Raw genomic sequence first — 18,368 nt, forward strand, 5'->3', positions numbered from 1 at the left:
AGTGATGGAGCAGCCGGCTGGGGCCGCCCCACCGGCCCCGTGCTGCTGGGGCCAAAACGAAAAAACGCCGCCATCGGGTTCGCGAGGGCAAACCGGATGTGCGACGTCTTTGTCGTGGAGGGGCAACCGCCGTTGGTTACCTGTGATGATTGTTTAGCAAGTCCCGCGCCACATCAGCCGAGCAGTTCACTCATGGCGATGATTTGCTCTGCCACTTGGATCAGTTTCTGTTGGCGGCTCATGGCTTGGCGGCGCATCAGTGTGTAGGCCTCTTCCTCATTACAGGCCTTCATTTTCATCAGCATGCCCTTGGCCAGTTCGATGCGCTTGCGCTCGGCCAACTGCTGGTCCCGCGCCTGAAGCTGGGCGCGCAAGGCCTGGTCGCTTTCAAAGCGGGCCATGGCCACGTCGAGGATCGGTTGCAGGCGCTGGGCCTGGATGCCCTCGACGATATAGGCACTGACACCGGACTTGATGGCCTGGCGCATCACGTTCGGGTCGTGCTCGTCGGTAAACATCACGATAGGCCGGGGCTGGTCTCGGCTGACGAGCACCACTTGCTCCATCACATCGCGGCCCGGTGACTCGGTATCGATCAGAATCACATCCGGGCGCACTGTTTCGACGCGTGCCGGCAAGTCGATGGTCAGGCCGGACTCATCGATCACCTCGAAGCCAGCTTCGATCAGCGCCGTACGCAGGCGCCCGACCTTGCGCGGGGTGTCATTGATCAACAGGATTCGCAGCATAGAAGTGCTCCTGTCAGCGCAAGGCTTGGCGGTTGGCGTGGTCGGCGATGGCATGCAATCGGAAACTGCGGGCGTAGCCGACGGGGTCCGAGCCGTCCCACACCTTGCCGTCGATCAGTTGGCTGCTGCGCATGTCCTGGCGTTGCGCATTGATGCCCAGCGCGTCTGCCGCCTGGCGATAAAGCGCCAGTTGCTGGACCTGGCGCGCAACGCCCAGGTAATCAGGGTCTTCGCGCAGCAGGCCCCAGCGTCGAAACTGGGTCATGAACCACATGCCATCGCAGAGGTATGGCAGGTTCACTTCGCCATCGGCGAAAAAGCGCAGGGCATGGGGATCCTGCCAGTGGTTGCCCAGGCCATCGTCATAAATGCCCAGCAGGCGGGGTTCGATGCAGTCGAGAGGCGCGTCAAGGTACTCGCGGCCGCTGAGCAACTGCGCGGTGGAACGTCGGTTTTCGATACTTTCTTCAATAAAGCGGCTGGCTTCGAGGATAGCCATGACCAATACGCGGGCGGTGTTGGGGTATTGGTCGACGAAGGCCTGTGTGCAGCCGAGCACCTTTTCTGGATGGTTAGGCCAGATCGCTTGGGTGGTTGCCAGTGTAAAGCCCTGGTTTTGCGCGACTGCGCTGGCACTCCAGGGTTCTCCGACGCAAAAGCCATCAATCCGACCAGCTTGCAGGTGCGCAACCATTTGCGGGGGCGGTACCACGACGCTGTCCACATCCTGTAACGGATGAATGCCCTGACTTGCGAGCCAGTAGTACAACCACATGGCGTGGGTACCTGTGGGAAAGGTCTGGGCGAAGGTCAGTTTTGTTCGGCTTTGGTGCACGTGACGATCCAATGCCTCAGGAGTGACCACCCCTTGCCGTTGCAGGCCGTGGGACAGGTTGATGCTTTGACCGTTCTGGTTCAATCCCATCAGCACGGCCATGTCGGTGGGTGCGACGCCGCCGATGCCCAAGTGAACGGCATAGATCAACCCGTACAGGCTGTGGGCGGCGTCCAGTTCACCGCTGACCAGTTTGTCCCGCAGGTTGGCCCACGAGGATTGGCGCTTGAGGTTTAGCGTCAGGCCATAAGGTTGAGCGAAGCCCTGGGTTGCCGCCACCACCAAGGAGGCGCAGTCGCTCAAAGCCATGAAGCCCAGGTCGAGGCTGCTCTTTTCCGGAGCATCACTGCCGTTGACCCAGGCCAGTGGGTCTCTTGTCGGGCTGCTGCCAACCGAATCGTTCATCAACACCTACCTTTTCTTTCAAAAAAAAGCGCCGTTCCCTCAGATGGCGATGCAAGGCCATTGCGGGTAACGACGCCTTTGTCCGTAAGCTCGCTCCGCCGTTGGAGTGCGCTCTGATACCGAGTGCAATGCAAGGCACATGCCACGGGCCTGGAAGCGCTGTCGGCCGTCACCTTTCCATCAAGATTGAAAATGGACGGCCTCTCAGTATGGCCGCCTCTCACTGCCAGGCCGCCCAGGAAACCTACGGTGTACGCTGACTTCCCCTTAACGACTCCCTGCCTCTGGCTACTGCTTGCCGCGCTGATGCTGGGAGGTGCCGATGCCCATGGCGAAACCTATCAGGCGCAGGACGAGAGCCTGCATACCGTCTTTACTGCCTTGTCCGTGCCTATGGGCCTGCCCATTGTCGTGAGCAGTGAAGTGGCGCGCACACGCATCAGTGAAGTCATTGACCTCGATACACCTCAACACGCCCTGGAGACGCTTGCATTGCAATACGGCTTGATCTGGTACGGCGACGGGCAGGCGCTCTACCTCTATGACGTCAGCGAAGCAAAAAGCTCGACCGTGACGTTGTTGCATATATCCGTCGACAGGTTTCGTGCCCTCATGCGCCGCTCTGGGGTTGATGAAACGCGCTACCCCCTTAGGATCAGCGGAGCTCGGACATTCTCCTTGTCGGGTCCGCCTAATTATGTCGATCAGGTGTTGCAACTGGCCCAGTTGATGGACCTTGAACGTGCTGATTTGCGCGTGGGTACCCAGGCGTTTGCTGTCGTCCAGGTACTCAACACCCATGTTGCTGACCGGGTGTACTCCATGGGCCCGGAAAAGCTCACGGTGCCGGGGATCGCGTCGCTGATCGACACCCTGCTGGCGTCTGAGGAGGACGGACCACTGGCCGACCAGAGTCTGGCGGTGATCCCCTATTTGGACACCAACAGCCTGCTGATCAAGGGCGAACCTGAGCAATTGGTATTCATCGAGCGATTGATCGCCGAGTTGGACACACCCAAGCGGTCTGTCGAAGTCTCGCTCTGGATGGTGGACGTGGAGCGTGACGACCTGAAAAAACTGGGGCCTGCCTGGGATAAGGAGGCGAAGGGTCAGGCCACGCGAATCCTGGAACCGATTGACGATAACCGCTTGATGGGGCAAATCGCCACGCTGGAGCATCGGCGGCGAGCGAAAGTGATGACGTTACCGGTGATTCTCACCCAAGAGAACGTGCCAGCGGTATTTCAGGATAACCACACCTTCTATCTGCCCGCTCCCGGACAGGATCATGCTGATTGGAAGCCTGTGCATTACGGCTCCCAAGTCAGCGTGTTGCCGCGTTTTGCCGAAGCGAATCAGATCGAGATGCTTCTCCACGTTGAGGATGGTCGCCAGATGAGCCAGGCCGGTCGGCGCGGCAAACCGAGCGCGGTCGGGCGGGTGAGTATCAGTAGCGTGGTGCAAGTGCCGCAGGGCAAGCGCCTGTGGTTGGGGCCGTTTAGCCGTGAGGCCAATGAGCAGGGACGAAACGCCGTATCAAATGGCTCGGCCAAGGTTCGTCTGTTTGTGATTCAGTCCCGGGCCGTGGGTAGCGAGAAGGCCTTACCGGCAGGCGTTGGTGCGCCACCGTTGACTGCGGCGCAATACGAACGTGTGCAACGTGCGTTTGTGCACCCGGGTCGCGATATCTCTCCGTGAAAAAGGTGCTAACCCGTGCATATGGAAATTCTTCTACAGGAACAACTGGTCAGTTTCAGGCGCCTTTCAGCCTTTGCGCCTGGGAAGGTGCTGCCATTGGCGCCTGGAATCAACCACTGCGTGGAGGTTCGGGTTAACGGCCGGCTATTGGCGTTGGGGGAGTTGGTGCAGTTGGAGGATCGCCTGGGGATTGAATTGCACGAGGTCTATCGAAAAGGGGCATCTGACAGTTGTAAATGAACGGTCTTACAGGGTGATGCTGAAAAGCGGCGGCTGTATGGGTTTTTTCCTAGCGTGGGCTGCAAGGCGGTTTTTTATAGTCATGACGTGGGCACAAGAGCCAGTACTGGAAATAAGGAATGAGTCGGATGCCGAGGTGGATATGGCCGTCGTGAATGATGGGTTGACTGCGACTTCCCTGTATTTCTCCCAGTGGATACTGCATGGCGATGGTCGTCTAAGCGGTAAAGTCAGCGATGTTCAGTTGCCGCCCAAGGAGCTGCATGTTTTGCGGTTGCTGCTTGCCTCTGGCGGTGTCCTGATGACCAAGGATCATTTGCTTGAACTGGCCTGGCCACAAGGGGAGGTCGCGGAGGAGTCACTGACCCGTTGCATTTACTCGCTGCGCAAGCATCTTGGAGCCGACAAGGGTTTTATCAAGACCATCTACGGTCGTGGGTATCGCTTCACCTGTCCGGTGAACGTTGAGCGGCATGGGGCCGGGCATACGGATGCCGCGCAGCACCTGTGTTCGGCCTGTGGCCAGCTCAGGCGTGGCTAAGCTGTGGCGCAGGCTGCTGTTGCTCGGCCTATTGATCAGCGCAAACCAGGCGTTTGCCTACTGCTGGGAGGAAACCGCCAGTCGCTACGGTATCGAGCCTGAATTGCTGCAGGCTATCGCTGCCGTGGAGTCGGGGTTTCGTGCAGATGCGATCAACCACGCAAACCAGAATGGTACGCGTGACATCGGCCTGATGCAGATCAACAGTATCCATTTGCCCCGCTTGCTCAAGCTGGGCATTACCGAGGAGCGGCTGTTGAGTGAGCCGTGCCTCTCAGTGGAAGTGGGCGCTTCCATACTGGCCGATTTCATTCAGCGCTTTGGCTACAACTGGACGGCGGTAGGTTCCTACAATGTTGGCGCCGGCTCAGGCCCTCAGCGCGACGCATTGCGCATGCGCTATGCAGAGAAAATCTGGGCACGCTATGAGTTGCTCGTACAGCAGCGCTATTGATGTTTGGGTAGCACGCCTCGCGTGCACCCCGTCACCCCGGCTATAATCGCCGCCACCTTTCGCCGCCATCCGAGTCTAGCCCGCCCATGTATACCCTGGCCCGCCAGCTGTTGTTCAAACTCTCCCCGGAAACCTCCCACGATCTGTCCCTGGACCTGATCGGCGCCGGTGGCCGCCTGGGGCTCAACGGCCTGGTGTGCAAGGCACCCGCAAAAATGCCGGTATCAGTGATGGGGCTCGACTTCCCCAACCCGGTCGGACTGGCCGCTGGCCTGGACAAGAACGGCGCGGCCATCGATGGCTTCGCGCAACTGGGTTTCGGTTTTGTCGAGATCGGCACCGTGACGCCACGGCCGCAGCCCGGTAACCCCAAACCGCGGATCTTCCGCCTGCCTGAAGCCGAGGCGATCATCAACCGCATGGGTTTCAACAACCTCGGCGTCGATCACCTGCTGTCGCGGGTTGAGGCTGCGAAGTACAAGGGCATCCTCGGCATCAATATCGGCAAGAACTTTGATACACCGGTTGAGCGAGCGGTGGACGACTACCTGATCTGCCTGGACAAGGTCTACGCCCACGCCAGCTATGTCACCGTCAACGTCAGCTCGCCGAACACACCGGGCTTGCGCAGCCTGCAGTTCGGTGACTCCCTTAAGCAGTTGCTCGAAGCCCTGCGCCAGCGCCAGGAAGATTTGGCAGTGCGCCATGGCAAGCGCGTGCCGCTGGCCATCAAGATCGCCCCGGACATGAGTGACGAGGAAACCGTACTGGTGGCCCAAGCCCTGGTGGATTCGGGTATGGACGCAGTGATCGCTACCAACACCACCCTAAGCCGTGTCGGCGTCGAAGGGTTGGCCCATGGCGACGAAGCCGGTGGCCTGTCAGGTGCGCCGGTGCGGGACAAGAGCACCCATATCGTCAAGGTGTTGGCTGCTGAGTTGGCCGGGCGTTTGCCGATCATTGCGGTGGGCGGTATCACCGAAGGCAAGCACGCTGCCGAGAAGATCGCTGCCGGCGCGAGCCTGGTGCAGTTGTACTCCGGGTTTATCTACAAAGGCCCGGCGCTTATTCGTCAATCGGTGGATGCGATAGCAGCATTACGTTGAAGGATCGCCCAATAAAAAGGGCTCCTTAAAAGGAGCCCCTGGGCCGAAGCCCGCCGCCTTGAGAGGGCGTGCGTGGTTAAGTCGTAATCTATTCGTGGTGGTGTCGGAATTAAGTGCCCTTGATTAGCCGACGGCGTGAAGTTCGTTGAGTCTGTGGATTCCCGCAGTGCCAGTCATACCGTCCCAGTTGTCGCCTCGTCCTTCTCGCCAGCCGTTGATCCAGGCTTGGCGTACCGACGGTAGAGTAAATGGGCAAAGCTCACGGGATTTGCCATGAACGCCATATTGATATCCGCGTAAAAAAGCTCTTTCCAACGGATCACGCTTAAGTCTTCTCATAGGGTGTTTCCCTCACTTGTTGACTGTCTTGATATCCTTCGGCCTCGTCTGAGGCCGGGCAGAGTTTTTCTGCCGTTGGTGGGCTCGCTGCCGGCGTGGCGAGCCTAGGTGTTGGCGTCGTTACGGCGCCAACCTGTGTTGAGTTCTAACCAATAGGTCACACGGATTCAATGATCGTTTTGTCATAAGCACGTAACGATTACGATGCTATAGCCATAAGCTGGGATGGCTTTTCGCCCCTTTTTTGAGGCAAAGCCAGCTATGATGCACCCTGCAAAGAGGATGGGTTTAATCCTTTAGTGAGAATGCTGGCCCGTTGCGGTCGGTTACTATTCGACGAAGGGTCGGAATATTTCTTTTTGTTGCTTAAAAAAATCACTCTGCCCCGTCAATAAAGGCTCAAGGGCCCGTCAGACGGGGTGGGACGGCACATTCGTGCCACGCGAGCACTCTTCGAGAAAAGTGCTTGATTGAAAACCGAACCGGCGATGCGTCGCCCGTTCATTTATTGCTGAAAAGCCTGGAATGCCCCATGTCGGACCGTTTTGAACTCTTCCTCACTTGCCCCAAGGGCCTCGAAGGCCTGCTGATCGAGGAAGCCGTCGGGCTTGGCCTTGAGGAAGCCCGCGAGCACACCTCGGCCGTGCGCGGCATGGCCGACATGGAAACCGCCTATCGCCTGTGCCTCTGGTCGCGCCTGGCCAACCGCGTGTTGCTGGTGCTCAAGCGCTTCCCGATGAAGGATGCCGAAGACCTCTACCACGGCGTGCTGGACATCGAATGGGCCGACCACATGGTCTCCGACGGCACCCTGGCGGTGGAGTTCAGCGGTCACGGTTCGGGCATCGACAACACCCACTTCGGCGCGCTGAAGGTCAAGGACGCGATCGTCGACAAGCTGCGTACCCCGACCGGCGAACGCCCGTCCATCGACAAGATCAACCCGGACCTGCGCATTCACCTGCGCCTGGACCGTGGCGAAGCAATCCTGTCCCTCGACCTTTCCGGCCACAGCCTGCACCAGCGCGGCTACCGCCTGCAGCAGGGCGCGGCGCCGTTGAAGGAAAACCTGGCGGCGGCGATCCTGATTCGTGCCGGCTGGCCGCGTATTGCTGCCGAAGGCGGCGCGCTGACTGACCCGATGTGCGGTGTGGGGACCTTCCTGGTCGAAGGCGCGATGATTGCCGCCGACATGGCCCCCAACCTCAACCGCGAACTGTGGGGCTTCACCACCTGGCTTGGCCACGTGCCGGCGCTGTGGAAGAAACTTCATACAGAAGCCACTGAACGTGCCGCCATCGGCATGAACAAAACCCCGCTGTGGGTGCGTGGCTACGAGGCTGACCCCCGTCTGATCCAGCCCGCGCGCAACAACATCGAGCGTGCTGGTCTGAGCCATTGGATCAAGGTGTACCAGGGCGAAGTCGGCACCTTCGAGCCGCGCCCGGACCAGAACCAGAAAGGCCTGGTGATCTGCAACCCGCCCTACGGCGAGCGTCTGGGTGACGAAGCCAGCCTGTTGTACCTCTACCAGAACCTCGGCGAGCGTCTGCGCCAGGCCTGCATGGGCTGGGAAGCCGCGGTGTTCACCGGCGCACCGGACCTGGGCAAGCGCATGGGCATTCGCAGCCACAAGCAGTATTCGTTCTGGAACGGCGCGTTGCCGTGCAAATTGCTGCTGATCAAGGTCAACCCGGATCAGTTCGTTACCGGCGAGCGTCGTACCCCGGAACAGCGCCAGGCTGAACGTGAGCAGGCCGTTTACGACCAAGCCCCGGTCGAGCCACAAGAGCGCCAGTACAACAAGAACGGCAACCCGATCAAGCCAGCCCCGGCCCCAGTGGTCGAGCAGGCGCGCCTGAGCGAAGGCGGGCAGATGTTCGCCAACCGCCTGCAGAAGAACCTCAAGCTGCTGGGCAAGTGGGCCAAGCGTGAAGGGGTGGATTGCTATCGCGTGTACGACGCCGATATGCCCGAATACTCCATGGCCATCGACCTGTACCACGATTGGGTGCATGTGCAGGAATATGCCGCGCCGAAGTCCATTGACCCGGAAAAAGCCTCTGCACGTATGTTCGATGCGCTGGCGGCGATCCCTCAGGCGCTGAACATCGACAAGAGCCGCGTGGTGGTCAAGCGTCGTGAGCGCCAGAGCGGCACCAAGCAGTACGAGCGCCAGAGCGCCCAAGGCAAGTTCACCGAAGTCAGTGAAGGCGGCGTGAAGCTGCTGGTCAACCTCACCGATTATCTCGACACCGGCCTGTTCCTAGACCATCGCCCGATGCGCATGCGTATCCAGAAGGAAGCGGCCGGCAAGCGTTTCCTTAACCTGTATTGCTACACCGCCACCGCCAGTGTGCATGCAGCCAAGGGTGGCGCGCGCAGCACCACCAGCGTTGACCTGTCCAAGACCTATCTGGACTGGGCGCGTCGCAACTTCTCCCTCAACGGGTTCTCCGACAAGAACCGCCTGGAGCAGGGTGACGTGATGGCCTGGCTGGAGGCCAGCCGCGATGAGTTCGACATGATCTTCATCGACCCGCCGACCTTCTCCAATTCCAAGCGCATGGAAGGCATTTTCGACGTGCAGCGTGACCACGTGCAGTTGCTGGACCTGGCGATGGCACGCCTGGCACCGGGTGGTGTGCTGTATTTCTCGAACAACTTCCGCAAGTTCGCGCTGGAGGAAAACCTCAGCGAGCGCTACACGGTCGAGGAAATCAGCGACAAGACCATCGATCCGGATTTTGCGCGCAACGCCAAGATCCATCGGGCCTGGAAAATCACCGCTCGCGGTTAACCAACAGCCTGAAGCCGCAAGCCTGGTTTAATCCGGTCTTGCGGCTTTTTTACGCTGGTCAAACTCTGGGCCGATAGCTATAACTTAAGGCCTAGCCAAAGTGACACCCCCGCACGCTGGCGTTGTGAGTGTTGCTTATGCCGATGCAAGCCGTTCGCCCGAAAATCCTAGGCTTTATCAGTGAACAGGCGTCGGCTTGGCTGGTGGCATTGGTGGTGTTTCTGGCGGGCTGTACCCTGACGCTCATCGTCGCCTGGGCGTCCTTCGATCTCTATCAACAACAGGTGCGCCAGCGTTTCCAGTTGCTGGTCAACGAGCGGTATACCCGCCTGCAGGAACGCTTCGAAGATCAGGAACAGCGCTTGAACAGCCTGCGGCGGTTCTTCGTCAATTCCGACGATGTGTCCCGTGAAGAATTCGATGGTTTCGCCCAGCCTTTGCTATTGCGCACCCGGGCCTACGCCTGGGCGCCGCGCGTGTCTCGCGATCAACGCAGCCAGTTCGAACAAGAGGTGTCCCGCCAGCGTGGTGCGCCCTTTGTCATCCGTGAGTTAAATAGCGCCGGAGAACTGGCCCCGGCGCCCGAGCGAGATGAATACGTGCCAGTGCTCTACAGCCAGACTCAAAGTCTGCTGGGCTCGCCACTGGGTTTTGATCTGCTGGCCCAGCCCCTGCGGCGCTCAGCCCTTGAGCGCGCACAAAAAAGCGGCAAGCTGGCGGTTTCCCAGCCCATGCAACTGGTAGGCGTTGAGCCTGCTTATGCCACTGGGGTATTGCTGGTGGCGCCGGTCAGTCACCTGTCCACTTCCGAGCAGTCCCAGCATGAGCCCTTTGGCTACGTGATGGCCGTGATCAGCATGCGCCAGTTAGTAGCTGACGGCTTGCCCAAGCCGGAACGGGACAACCTGGTGATGCAGATCGTCGATACCTCCGACCTACAGAAACGTGTGCTCTACGAATCGAGCAATAGCGTGGCAAACGGCGACCTGATCGGTGCGCGCCGTCTTACCTTGGGGGACCACGTTTATGCCCTGACCCTGCGTCCGAGCCAGGTGTTCGACCAGACTAACCATTCTTCGTTGATCACGATCCTGACGATGGGCGGGTTGCTCAGCCTGTTGCTCAGCGCTTTGCTCTATGTGCTGGTGAGCCAACGCCAGCGCGCCGTGAAGCTGGTGGAACAGCGTACCGTGCAGTTGCGCCTGCGTGAGCAGGAGTTACGCGGTGCCCATGGCCAACTGCGCAGCGTGCTGAATGCGGCGACCCAGGTCGCCATCATTGCCACCGACTTACGCGGCGTCATCAACACCTTCAATGCCGGTGCCGAACAAATGCTCGGGTTCTCAGCCGAGCAGGTGGTGGGTAAGTTGACCCTGGAAAGCTTGCACTTGGCGTCGGAACTGGAAGCCCGTGCAGCTAGCCTGAGCGTGGCCTTGGGCAAGCGAATCCCTGCCAGTCAGGCGATGCTGGTCGAGAGCCCGGATAACCTGCACGAAGCCCGGGAATGGACCTTGGTGCGCGAGGATCGCAGCCAGTTGACTGTGAACATGCTGGTCACTGTGTTGCTGGATGATCACGGTTTGTGGATCGGGCACTTGGCGATTTACCTGGACATTACCGAGCAAAAACGCGCTTACGAAGCATTGGCGGCCCGTGACCGCCTGCTCAAGAAACTCAGCGCCCATGTGCCCGGCGGTATTTTCCAGTTCACCCTGGAACCCCGCGAAAACTGGCGGTTCATCTATGCCAGCGATGGTATGCGCGACATTTATGAAATCGAAACCGGTGTGTTGCAGCAGGACGCGAAGAAAGTTTTCGAGCGTATCCACCCGCTGGACGTGGAGCGGGTACGAGCCTCGATTCGCCTGTCGGCGTTGCAGTTGAGCCATTGGCGCGAAGAGTACCGGGTGCAGTTGCCACAACGGGGTCTGCGCTGGATTCGCGGCGAAGCCACACCGGAAGAGTTACCGGGTGGCGGTACGCTGTGGCATGGCTACGTGTCGGACATTTCCGATTTGAAGCGGGTTGAAGAGGAGCTACGCGCACTGTCCATCACTGATTCCCTGACCGGAATTCACAATCGACGCTATTTTCAGGACCGACTCAGGGCCGAGATGGTGAGGCTCAATCGGACCAGCGGGGCATTGTCGGTGATCATGCTCGATATCGATCACTTCAAGCGCATCAACGACAAGCATGGTCACGCGGTCGGCGACGCGGTGTTACAGGAGTTGTGCAAACGCATCGGCCAACGCTTGCGTCGTTCCGATGTCTTCTGTCGGCTGGGTGGCGAGGAATTCATGGTGCTCTGCCCCAACACCGGTGGCGAACAGGCCTACAGCCTGGCGATGGAATTGTGGCAGTCGCTGCGCAACGAGCCTATGGACGCGGTGGGCATCGTCACTGCCAGCTTTGGTGTGGCCAGTTGGCGGATCGACGAAGGTATTGATGGGTTGTTGCTGCGCGCCGACTCGGCCGTTTATGTAGCCAAGCAGGCGGGCAGGGATCGGGTAGAGGCGACGCCGCTGTGTTGAGTGACCTTTGTGGTGAGCGGGCAAGCCGCTCACCACAGGCCCCAGTTCAGCGTCAGAGTACTGGGGCTGAAGCCGCCAATTTAGGTTGGCGATACAGGTCCAGCAGCACCTGATCCAGCACCGACGAAGCGCCCCATGGCTTCGGATCGTTGAGAATCGCCACCACCGCCCAGGTATTGCCGTTGTTGTCGCGGCTGAACCCGGCAATGGCGCGTACGGTGTTCAAGGTGCCGGTCTTGACGTGGGCTTCGCCGCGCATCGCAGTGGTCTTCAGGCGTTTGCGCATGGTGCCGTCGGTGCCGGCAATCGGCATCGAACTGATGTATTCGGCAGCGTAGGGGCTTTTCCAGGCGGCTTGCAGCATCGCGGCCATCTCGCGGGCGCTGACCCGTTCGGCACGGGACAGCCCGGAGCCGTTCTCCATCACCAGATGTGGTGCAGTGATACCTTTTTTCGCCAGCCACTGACGCACTACACGTTGCGCGGCCTTGGCGTCGTCGCCGTCGGCATCGTTGCGAAACTGCGCGCCCAGGCTCAGGAACAACTGCTGCGCCATGGTGTTGTTACTGTATTTGTTGATGTCGCGGATGATTTCCGCCAGGTCCGGCGAGAATGCGCGGGCCAACACCTTGGCATCCTTGGGCACGGGTGCCTGGATATCACGGCCCTGGATGCTGCCGCCCAACTCCTGCCAGATTGCCCGCACGGCGCCGGCGGTATAGGTGGCATGGTCGAGCAGTGACAGGTACGTCTGGGAGCTGCAGCCGTCGCCCAGTTGGCCACTGACGGTGACCGTCACGCTGCCATCGGCGGCAGTGACCGGGTTGTAGCGCACGTCGCCGGTGCATTGCTTGGCGTTGGAAACCTTGACCTGATTGTCGATGCGAATACTGGCGATCGGCGGCTCCACCGATACGATCACACGGCCTGAGTCGTTGCGGGTCACAAAGCGCAGGGCCTTGAGGTTGACCAGCAGGGCGTCGGGCTTAACCAAGAAGGGCTTGTTCTCGTCGTTGCCGTCGTCATTGAATTCCGGCAGTTGTGGCGGGATAAAGAAGCCACGGTCCAACACCAGGTCGCCAGTGACTTGCTGTACGCCATTGGCGCGCAGGTCGCGCATCAACAGCCAGAGTTTTTCCATATTCAGCTTGGGATCACCGCCGCCCTTGAGGTAAAGGTTGCCATGCAACACGCCGCCGCTGAGGGTGCCGTCGGTATAGAACTCGGTTTTCCACTGGTGGTTAGGGCCGAGCATTTCCAAGGCGGCGTAGGTGGTAACCAGCTTCATGGTGGAAGCGGGGTTTACCGAGACGTCAGCGTTGAAGACGGTGGGGGTGCCAGGGCCGTTCAGGGGGATCATCACCAGTGACAGCGCGGTGTTTTGCAGCTTGGCTTTGGCCAGGGCCTGCTGAACATTCGGGGGGAGGGTGTTATTGACTGGGGCAGCTGTGGCGCTGAGGGCCAGTGGCAAGAGGAGACCGGCTAGCAAGAGTGAACGTAAAGATTTGATCATAAGAAATGAAACCCTACTGCTGAGGAGGGTGAAAAAGGCGAGGGGTAAATAGGAAAAATCCCTCATTGGTCATGAAAGTGTCGGCATTATGCCCCAAGGTGGGCGCGCTTGTGGCTGAACCATAGCTGGAAATCAGCGTTTTTTTTACAGGCAAAGTGCCGCCTGTCCCAGAGAGTCGGGCAATCGTCGCCTTAAACTGCTAAAGTGCCGCCCGTTATTACTTATGAGGATTGTTCCAATGGCGACTAACCGTTCCCAGCGTCTGCGCAAAAAACTGTGCGTTGATGAATTTCAAGAGCTGGGTTTCGAACTGAACCTGGACTTCAACGAAGGCCTGAGTGAAGAAGCTATCGACGCTTTCCTCGAAGCATTCATCAAAGAAGCCATGGAAGCCAACGGTCTGGGCTATGTCGGCGGCGATGACTTCGGTCTGGTTTGCCTGCAGAAGCGTGGCTCGGTCTCCGAAGAGCAGCGCGCTGCTGTTGAAGCCTGGCTGAAAACCCGTTCCGAGCTGACCAAGGCTGAAGTCAGCCCGTTGCTGGACGTGTGGTATCCGGAAAAGCCGATCAACGCGGCTAAGTGATACTGAAAAAAACGGCGACCTGAGGGTCGCCGTTTTTTTATGCCTTGCGCCAGTTCAGAATCAGCAGCGTCAATACCCCCGCCACAATCCCCCAGAACGCCGACCCGATGGAAAACAACGTCAAGCCTGACGCGGTGACCATAAAGGTGATCAGCGCCGCTTCCCGTTCCTTCGGCTCATTCATGGCGATACTCAAGCCGTTGATGATCGAGCCAAACAACGCCAATGCCGCAATCGACAGCACCAGCTCCTTGGGCAATGCTGCGAACAATGCCGCCAACGTGGCGCCGAACACGCCTGCAACCCCGTAGAAAACCCCGCACCACACGGCCGCGGTGTAGCGTTTGTTGCGGTCTCCGTGGGCATGGGGCCCGGTGCAGATGGCTGCGCTGATCGCCGCCAGGTTGATGCCATGGGAGCCAAAAGGTGCCAGTACCAGCGAGGCCAGGCCGGTGGCTGTGATCAGTGGTGATGCCGGCACGTTGTAGCCGTCGGCGCGCAACACGGCGACGCCGGGCATGTTTTGCGAAGTCATTGCCACCACAAACAGCGGAATGCCGATGCTGATCGTCGCGGCCAGTGAGAAGTGCGGCGTGGTCCAGACCGGCGTCGCGACTTCCAGGTGAAAGCCGCTGAAATCCAACAGCCCCATGACCCCGGACAGCGCGGTGCCGATCACCAGCGCGGCCAGCACCGCATAACGTGGCGACAGACGCTTAATGATCAGATACGTGAAGAACATCCCCAGCACCAGGCCGGTGCGATGCTGAGCGGCAACGAAAATCTCGCTGCCGATCTTGAACAGGATCCCTGCCAATAAGGCCGCCGCCAGTGAGGCAGGAATGCGTTTGACCAGTTTTTCAAAGCTGCCGGTCAGCCCGCAGATCGTCACCAGCACCGCACAGGTGATATAGGCACCGATGGCTTCGCCATAACTCACGCCGCCCAGGCTGGTGATCAACAGCGCCGCGCCAGGCGTGGACCAGGCAATGGTGATCGGTGTGCGATAGCGCAGGGACAGGCCGATGCTGCACACCGCCATGCCGATGGAAATTGCCCAGATCCATGAGGAAATCTGCGCGGTGGTCAAGCCGGCGGCTTGCCCGGCTTGGAACATCAGCACCAGGGAACTGGTGTAGCCGGTCATCATCGCAATGAAACCCGCGACGATGGCCGATGGAGAAGTGTCGGCCAGCGGGCGCAAAGGCGCTTGAGTGGCTTCGGTCATGGAGAGGTGTTCCTTTTACCTGGGTATTTGCCGGTGACGGCGCAGATTCAAGCCTAAACTCAAACGTAACTACTCATTGCAATACAGCCGCCGGCGCAATCAGCCGTACAGTGTGTTGGCGCATTGGGTTGTGTACAATGTGCCGTGTTTTTAGGTGATACTTGCCAGCGACCCTCGCTTGCCGTATTACCGTTAATTCGCCGCCGTTCTCCAAACCCGAGTGCCCATGAACGAACAGTTGCAACCTCTCAAGAAACAACCGCGAGCCGGCAAGGCCGGTCGCAGCGGAACCCAGGACGATATCGTCTATGCGCATATCTTCGAGGCCATCCTCGAACAACGCCTGGCGCCCGGCACCAAATTGAGCGAAGAAGCACTGGGCGAAATCTTCGGCGTAAGCCGCACCATCATTCGTCGCGCACTGTCGCGCCTGGCCCATGAAGGCGTCGTGCTGCTGCGGCCCAATCGCGGCGCGGTGGTGGCGAGTCCAAGTGTGGAAGAGGCGCGCCAAGTGTTCCTGGCACGGCGCCTGGTGGAGCGGGCGATCACTGAGTTGGCGGTGCAGCATGCTACCGCCGAACAACTGGCCGAGCTGCGCCAGATGGTCAACGACGAGCGCGACAGTTTCTCCCGTGGTGATCGCGGTGCGGGTATCCGCCTCTCCGGCGAATTCCACCTCAAGCTGGCCGAAGCGGCAAAGAACGCGCCGCTGATCAGCTTCCAGCGCAGCCTGGTGTCCCAGACCTCACTGATCATCGCCCAGTACGAAAGCGGCAACCGCTCGCACTGTTCGTATGATGAGCACACCCAGTTGATCGACGCGATTGAAGCGCGGGACGCGACACTGGCGGTGAATTTGATGATGCATCACATGGATCACATCGACAGCAAGCTCAACCTCGACGAGGAAAGTGCGTCGGATGATTTGCATGCGGTGTTTTCGCATTTGCTCCAGACCAAAAAGCCGGGGCGTTCTTCGGTCAAACTGTAATTTCCCCGTTTCACCCGGAAACAAATGTGGGAGGGGGCTTGCTCCCGATAGCGCTGGATCAGTTAACACATGACTAACTGAACCACTGCCATCGGGAGCAAGCTCCCTCCCACGTTTGGTTTTGTGTAGCGGTTGAGATCAGCGTTGGTGCACGAGTTGGCCGGCAGCGTAGGTCTGCAACACCGTCCGATCATCCCCCAGCGTCATCAACACAAACAACGTCTCGGCAATGTTGTTCGCCTGTTTCAAGCGATAGCTGAGCAGCGGCGTGGCGTTGTAATCCAACACCAAAAAGTCCGCATCCGTGCCCGGCTGCAACGTGCCGATCTTGTCCTCCAGGCGCAGTGCACGCGCTCCGCCGAGGGTCGCCAGGTACAGCGATTTGAACGGGCTCAACCGCGCCCCTTGTAGTTGCATGACCTTGTACGCTTCGTTCAACGTTTGCAGCAGCGAGAAACTGGTGCCGCCGCCCACATCAGTGCCCAGGCCCACATTCAACTTGTGCTTCTCGGCCATTGGCAGGTTGAACAACCCACTGCCGAGGAAGAAGTTCGACGTCGGGCAGAACGCCACCGCCGAGCCCGTCTCTGCCAGCCGCGCGCACTCGTCATCACACAGGTGCACGCCGTGGGCAAATACCGAACGCTCGCCCAGCAGGTTGTAGTGGTCGTAAACATCCAGATAGCCTTTGCGCTCCGGGAACAACTCCTTCACCCATTCGACTTCCTGCTTGTTCTCACTGATGTGCGTCTGCATGTACAGGTCCGGGTACTCGCCCAGCAGTTGCCCGGCCAATGCCAGTTGTTCCGGCGTGCTGGTCGGTGCGAATCGCGGCGTGACGGCATAGTGCAGACGGCCCTTACCGTGCCAGCGCTCGATGAGCGTCTTGCTTTCCTGGTAGCCGGTTTCGGCAGTGTCGGTGAGGTAGTCCGGTGCGTTGCGGTCCATCATCACTTTGCCAGCGATCATGCGCAGGTCGAGTTTCTCGGCCGCTTCGAAGAATGAGTTCACGGACTGCGGATGCACGCTGCCGAACACCAGCGCCGTGGTGGTGCCGTTGCGCAGCAGTTCCTTGATGAAAATATCCGAGACTTCGTCGGCGTGGGCCTTGTCGGCAAATTGGCTTTCACACGGGAAGGTGTAGGTGTTGAGCCAGTCCAGCAACTGCTCGCCATAAGCACCGACCATGCCGGTCTGCGGCAGGTGGATATGGGTGTCGATCAGGCCTGGGGTGATCAGCGCGTCCTGGTAATGGGTGACTTCGATGTCGGCCGGCAGGGTCGGCAGCAGGTCGCCAGCATGGCCGACAGCGCTGATCTGGCCGTTGTCGATCACCAGCAGGCCGTCTTCGAAATACTCATAGGACGCTTCGATCCCAACGATGGCGGGGTCGGCGATGCTGTGCAGGATGGCGGCACGGTAGGCTTTGCGAGTCAAAGGCATGGTTATCTCAATTCGTGGCTTGGCTGCGGCGTGACACCGGCAGCAATTTGGCAATGGGTTCGGCGCTCGCGGTGTGCTGGCCGAAATTAGCGTTATAGGTGGCGATGATTTCGCCGGCGATGGAGATGGCGATTTCTACCGGTAATTTGCCCTTCACCTCGGTCAGGCCCATGGGGCAGCGCATGCGTTGCAACTGCGCGGCGTCGAAGCCACGGTCACGCAGGCGGTGTTCAAACTTGACGCGCTTAGTCTTGGAGCCAATCAGGCCGAAGTAGGCGAAGTCATTGCGCTTGAGCAGGGCGGCGGTGAGTTCCAGGTCCAGCGCGTGATTGTGGGTCATGACGATGCAATAACTGCCCGCCGGCAAGTCAGCAATTTCGTCGACAGGTTCTTCGCTGACGATTTTACGCACGCCCTGGGGGATATGTTCCGGGAACTCCTGATCGCGGGAATCGATCCAGCGTACCCGGCACGGCAGGCTCGCCAACAAGGGCACCAGCGCGCGGCCGACGTGGCCTGCGCCAAATACCGCAATCTGCGCCTGCACCTGGCCCATGGGTTCAAACAGCAACACGGTGACGCCACCGCAGCACTGGCCCAGGCTGGCGCCGAGGCTGAAGCGCTCCAAATGAGTGTTTTGCTGGCCGCGCGCGAGCATGTCGCGGGCGATCTGCATGGCCTTGTATTCCAGGTGCCCGCCACCGATGGTGTCGAAGGTCTGCGCGGCGCTGATCACCATCTTCGAACCAGCATTGCGCGGCGTGGAGCCGAGTTCTTCGATGATGGTCACCAGTACGCAGGGTTCGCCTCTGTTTTGCAGGTCGGCGAGGGCGCTGATCCAGTTGTTCATGTTTACCTCAACATTACTGTTGTCAGTCAGGCCGCTATCGGGGGCAAGCCCCCTCCCAC

Annotated in this window: 16 protein-coding genes; 9 read left to right on the forward strand and 7 right to left on the reverse strand. The window is 59.6% G+C overall.

What is annotated here, in order from left to right; translation table 11 throughout:
• Positions 1 to 173 precede the first annotated feature (173 nt).
• Both ACKZ62_RS07035 and ACKZ62_RS07040 read right to left on the reverse strand, forming a co-directional pair.
• The gene (locus ACKZ62_RS07035) at positions 174 to 749 is read right to left on the reverse strand and encodes an ANTAR domain-containing response regulator (protein ID WP_032887604.1); all 576 of its coding nucleotides are present in this window, start codon (positions 747 to 749) and stop codon (positions 174 to 176) included.
• Positions 750 to 762: 13 nt separating this feature from the next.
• Positions 763 to 1,989, reverse strand: coding sequence for a CmpA/NrtA family ABC transporter substrate-binding protein (locus tag ACKZ62_RS07040; RefSeq protein ID WP_099602942.1), 1,227 nt, complete (start codon positions 1,987 to 1,989; stop codon positions 763 to 765).
• A 249-nt stretch (positions 1,990 to 2,238) separates the two neighbouring features.
• Here ACKZ62_RS07040 and sctC point away from each other — a divergent pair, with 249 nt between their 5' ends.
• The 5 genes from sctC to ACKZ62_RS07065 all read left to right on the forward strand — a co-directional run bounded on the left by sctC (position 2,239) and on the right by ACKZ62_RS07065 (position 6,028).
• Positions 2,239 to 3,687 (forward strand): type III secretion system outer membrane ring subunit SctC, encoded by a 1,449-nt coding sequence (gene sctC / locus ACKZ62_RS07045; RefSeq protein ID WP_447096475.1) that lies wholly within the window; start codon positions 2,239 to 2,241, stop codon positions 3,685 to 3,687.
• 15 nt (positions 3,688 to 3,702) lie between these two features.
• Complete coding sequence (locus ACKZ62_RS07050) at positions 3,703 to 3,927, forward strand: FliM/FliN family flagellar motor switch protein (protein ID WP_032887609.1); 225 nt, start codon at positions 3,703 to 3,705, stop codon at positions 3,925 to 3,927.
• A gap of 142 nt (positions 3,928 to 4,069) precedes the next feature.
• On the forward strand, positions 4,070 to 4,468 hold the full coding sequence (locus ACKZ62_RS07055; RefSeq protein WP_032888085.1) for a winged helix-turn-helix domain-containing protein: 399 nt from the start codon (positions 4,070 to 4,072) through the stop codon (positions 4,466 to 4,468).
• Positions 4,461 to 4,922: a transglycosylase SLT domain-containing protein gene (locus tag ACKZ62_RS07060; protein ID WP_032888087.1), complete on the forward strand. Its 462-nt coding sequence runs from the start codon at positions 4,461 to 4,463 to the stop codon at positions 4,920 to 4,922. Before ACKZ62_RS07055 ends, ACKZ62_RS07060 begins: the two co-directional genes overlap by 8 nt.
• 86 nt (positions 4,923 to 5,008) lie before the next feature.
• Positions 5,009 to 6,028, forward strand: a complete 1,020-nt coding sequence (locus ACKZ62_RS07065) for a quinone-dependent dihydroorotate dehydrogenase (protein WP_095185350.1) — start codon at positions 5,009 to 5,011, stop codon at positions 6,026 to 6,028.
• 123 nt (positions 6,029 to 6,151) lie between these two features.
• Here ACKZ62_RS07065 and rmf read toward each other — a convergent pair whose 3' ends face one another.
• Positions 6,152 to 6,367 (reverse strand): ribosome modulation factor, encoded by a 216-nt coding sequence (gene rmf, locus ACKZ62_RS07070; protein ID WP_002553055.1) that lies wholly within the window; start codon positions 6,365 to 6,367, stop codon positions 6,152 to 6,154.
• A gap of 532 nt (positions 6,368 to 6,899) precedes the next feature.
• On the opposite strand from rmf, the gene rlmKL reads away from it, so the two are divergent.
• Positions 6,900 to 9,167: a bifunctional 23S rRNA (guanine(2069)-N(7))-methyltransferase RlmK/23S rRNA (guanine(2445)-N(2))-methyltransferase RlmL gene (gene rlmKL, locus ACKZ62_RS07075; protein WP_032887613.1), complete on the forward strand. Its 2,268-nt coding sequence runs from the start codon at positions 6,900 to 6,902 to the stop codon at positions 9,165 to 9,167.
• Between the two features lie 137 nt (positions 9,168 to 9,304).
• A complete protein-coding gene (locus tag ACKZ62_RS07080) occupies positions 9,305 to 11,701 on the forward strand; it encodes a sensor domain-containing diguanylate cyclase (RefSeq protein ID WP_447096476.1) in 2,397 nt (798 codons plus the stop codon).
• Positions 11,702 to 11,753: 52 nt separating this feature from the next.
• Here ACKZ62_RS07080 and dacB read toward each other — a convergent pair whose 3' ends face one another.
• Positions 11,754 to 13,214: a D-alanyl-D-alanine carboxypeptidase/D-alanyl-D-alanine endopeptidase gene (gene dacB, locus ACKZ62_RS07085; RefSeq protein ID WP_095185352.1), complete on the reverse strand. Its 1,461-nt coding sequence runs from the start codon at positions 13,212 to 13,214 to the stop codon at positions 11,754 to 11,756.
• 238 nt (positions 13,215 to 13,452) lie between these two features.
• Here dacB and ACKZ62_RS07090 point away from each other — a divergent pair, with 238 nt between their 5' ends.
• Positions 13,453 to 13,797 carry a YggL family protein gene (locus ACKZ62_RS07090; protein WP_016979277.1) on the forward strand — a complete coding sequence of 115 codons (345 nt, stop codon included), beginning with the start codon at positions 13,453 to 13,455 and terminating at the stop codon, positions 13,795 to 13,797.
• A 37-nt stretch (positions 13,798 to 13,834) separates the two neighbouring features.
• Here ACKZ62_RS07090 and ACKZ62_RS07095 read toward each other — a convergent pair whose 3' ends face one another.
• Positions 13,835 to 15,025, reverse strand: coding sequence for a benzoate/H(+) symporter BenE family transporter (locus ACKZ62_RS07095; protein WP_447096477.1), 1,191 nt, complete (start codon positions 15,023 to 15,025; stop codon positions 13,835 to 13,837).
• Between the two features lie 226 nt (positions 15,026 to 15,251).
• On the opposite strand from ACKZ62_RS07095, the gene ACKZ62_RS07100 reads away from it, so the two are divergent.
• Positions 15,252 to 16,016, forward strand: coding sequence for a GntR family transcriptional regulator (locus tag ACKZ62_RS07100; protein ID WP_017134778.1), 765 nt, complete (start codon positions 15,252 to 15,254; stop codon positions 16,014 to 16,016).
• A 138-nt stretch (positions 16,017 to 16,154) separates the two neighbouring features.
• On the opposite strand, the gene guaD is transcribed toward ACKZ62_RS07100, so the two are convergent.
• Both guaD and xdhC read right to left on the reverse strand, forming a co-directional pair.
• Positions 16,155 to 17,459: a guanine deaminase gene (gene guaD, locus ACKZ62_RS07105; RefSeq protein ID WP_095185354.1), complete on the reverse strand. Its 1,305-nt coding sequence runs from the start codon at positions 17,457 to 17,459 to the stop codon at positions 16,155 to 16,157.
• A 7-nt stretch (positions 17,460 to 17,466) separates the two neighbouring features.
• The gene (gene xdhC, locus ACKZ62_RS07110) at positions 17,467 to 18,309 is read right to left on the reverse strand and encodes a xanthine dehydrogenase accessory protein XdhC (protein ID WP_099602947.1); all 843 of its coding nucleotides are present in this window, start codon (positions 18,307 to 18,309) and stop codon (positions 17,467 to 17,469) included.
• Positions 18,310 to 18,368: the final 59 nt, after the last annotated feature.

The organism is Pseudomonas sivasensis, assembly GCF_052938085.1.

Excerpts from the sequence above, each read along its gene's own strand:
- ACKZ62_RS07035 (WP_032887604.1), bottom strand. The coding sequence starts at position 749 with ATGCTGCGAATCCTGTTGATCAATGACACCCCGCGCAAGGTCGGGCGC.
- ACKZ62_RS07040 (WP_099602942.1), bottom strand. The coding sequence starts at position 1,989 with ATGAACGATTCGGTTGGCAGCAGCCCGACAAGAGACCCACTGGCCTGG.
- ACKZ62_RS07055 (WP_032888085.1), top strand. The coding sequence starts at position 4,070 with ATGGCCGTCGTGAATGATGGGTTGACTGCGACTTCCCTGTATTTCTCC.
- ACKZ62_RS07065 (WP_095185350.1), top strand. The coding sequence starts at position 5,009 with ATGTATACCCTGGCCCGCCAGCTGTTGTTCAAACTCTCCCCGGAAACC.
- rmf (WP_002553055.1), bottom strand. The coding sequence starts at position 6,367 with ATGAGAAGACTTAAGCGTGATCCGTTGGAAAGAGCTTTTTTACGCGGA.
- rlmKL (WP_032887613.1), top strand. The coding sequence starts at position 6,900 with ATGTCGGACCGTTTTGAACTCTTCCTCACTTGCCCCAAGGGCCTCGAA.
- ACKZ62_RS07080 (WP_447096476.1), top strand. The coding sequence starts at position 9,305 with ATGCCGATGCAAGCCGTTCGCCCGAAAATCCTAGGCTTTATCAGTGAA.
- dacB (WP_095185352.1), bottom strand. The coding sequence starts at position 13,214 with ATGATCAAATCTTTACGTTCACTCTTGCTAGCCGGTCTCCTCTTGCCA.
- ACKZ62_RS07090 (WP_016979277.1), top strand. The coding sequence starts at position 13,453 with ATGGCGACTAACCGTTCCCAGCGTCTGCGCAAAAAACTGTGCGTTGAT.
- ACKZ62_RS07095 (WP_447096477.1), bottom strand. The coding sequence starts at position 15,025 with ATGACCGAAGCCACTCAAGCGCCTTTGCGCCCGCTGGCCGACACTTCT.
- ACKZ62_RS07100 (WP_017134778.1), top strand. The coding sequence starts at position 15,252 with ATGAACGAACAGTTGCAACCTCTCAAGAAACAACCGCGAGCCGGCAAG.
- guaD (WP_095185354.1), bottom strand. The coding sequence starts at position 17,459 with ATGCCTTTGACTCGCAAAGCCTACCGTGCCGCCATCCTGCACAGCATC.
- xdhC (WP_099602947.1), bottom strand. The coding sequence starts at position 18,309 with ATGAACAACTGGATCAGCGCCCTCGCCGACCTGCAAAACAGAGGCGAA.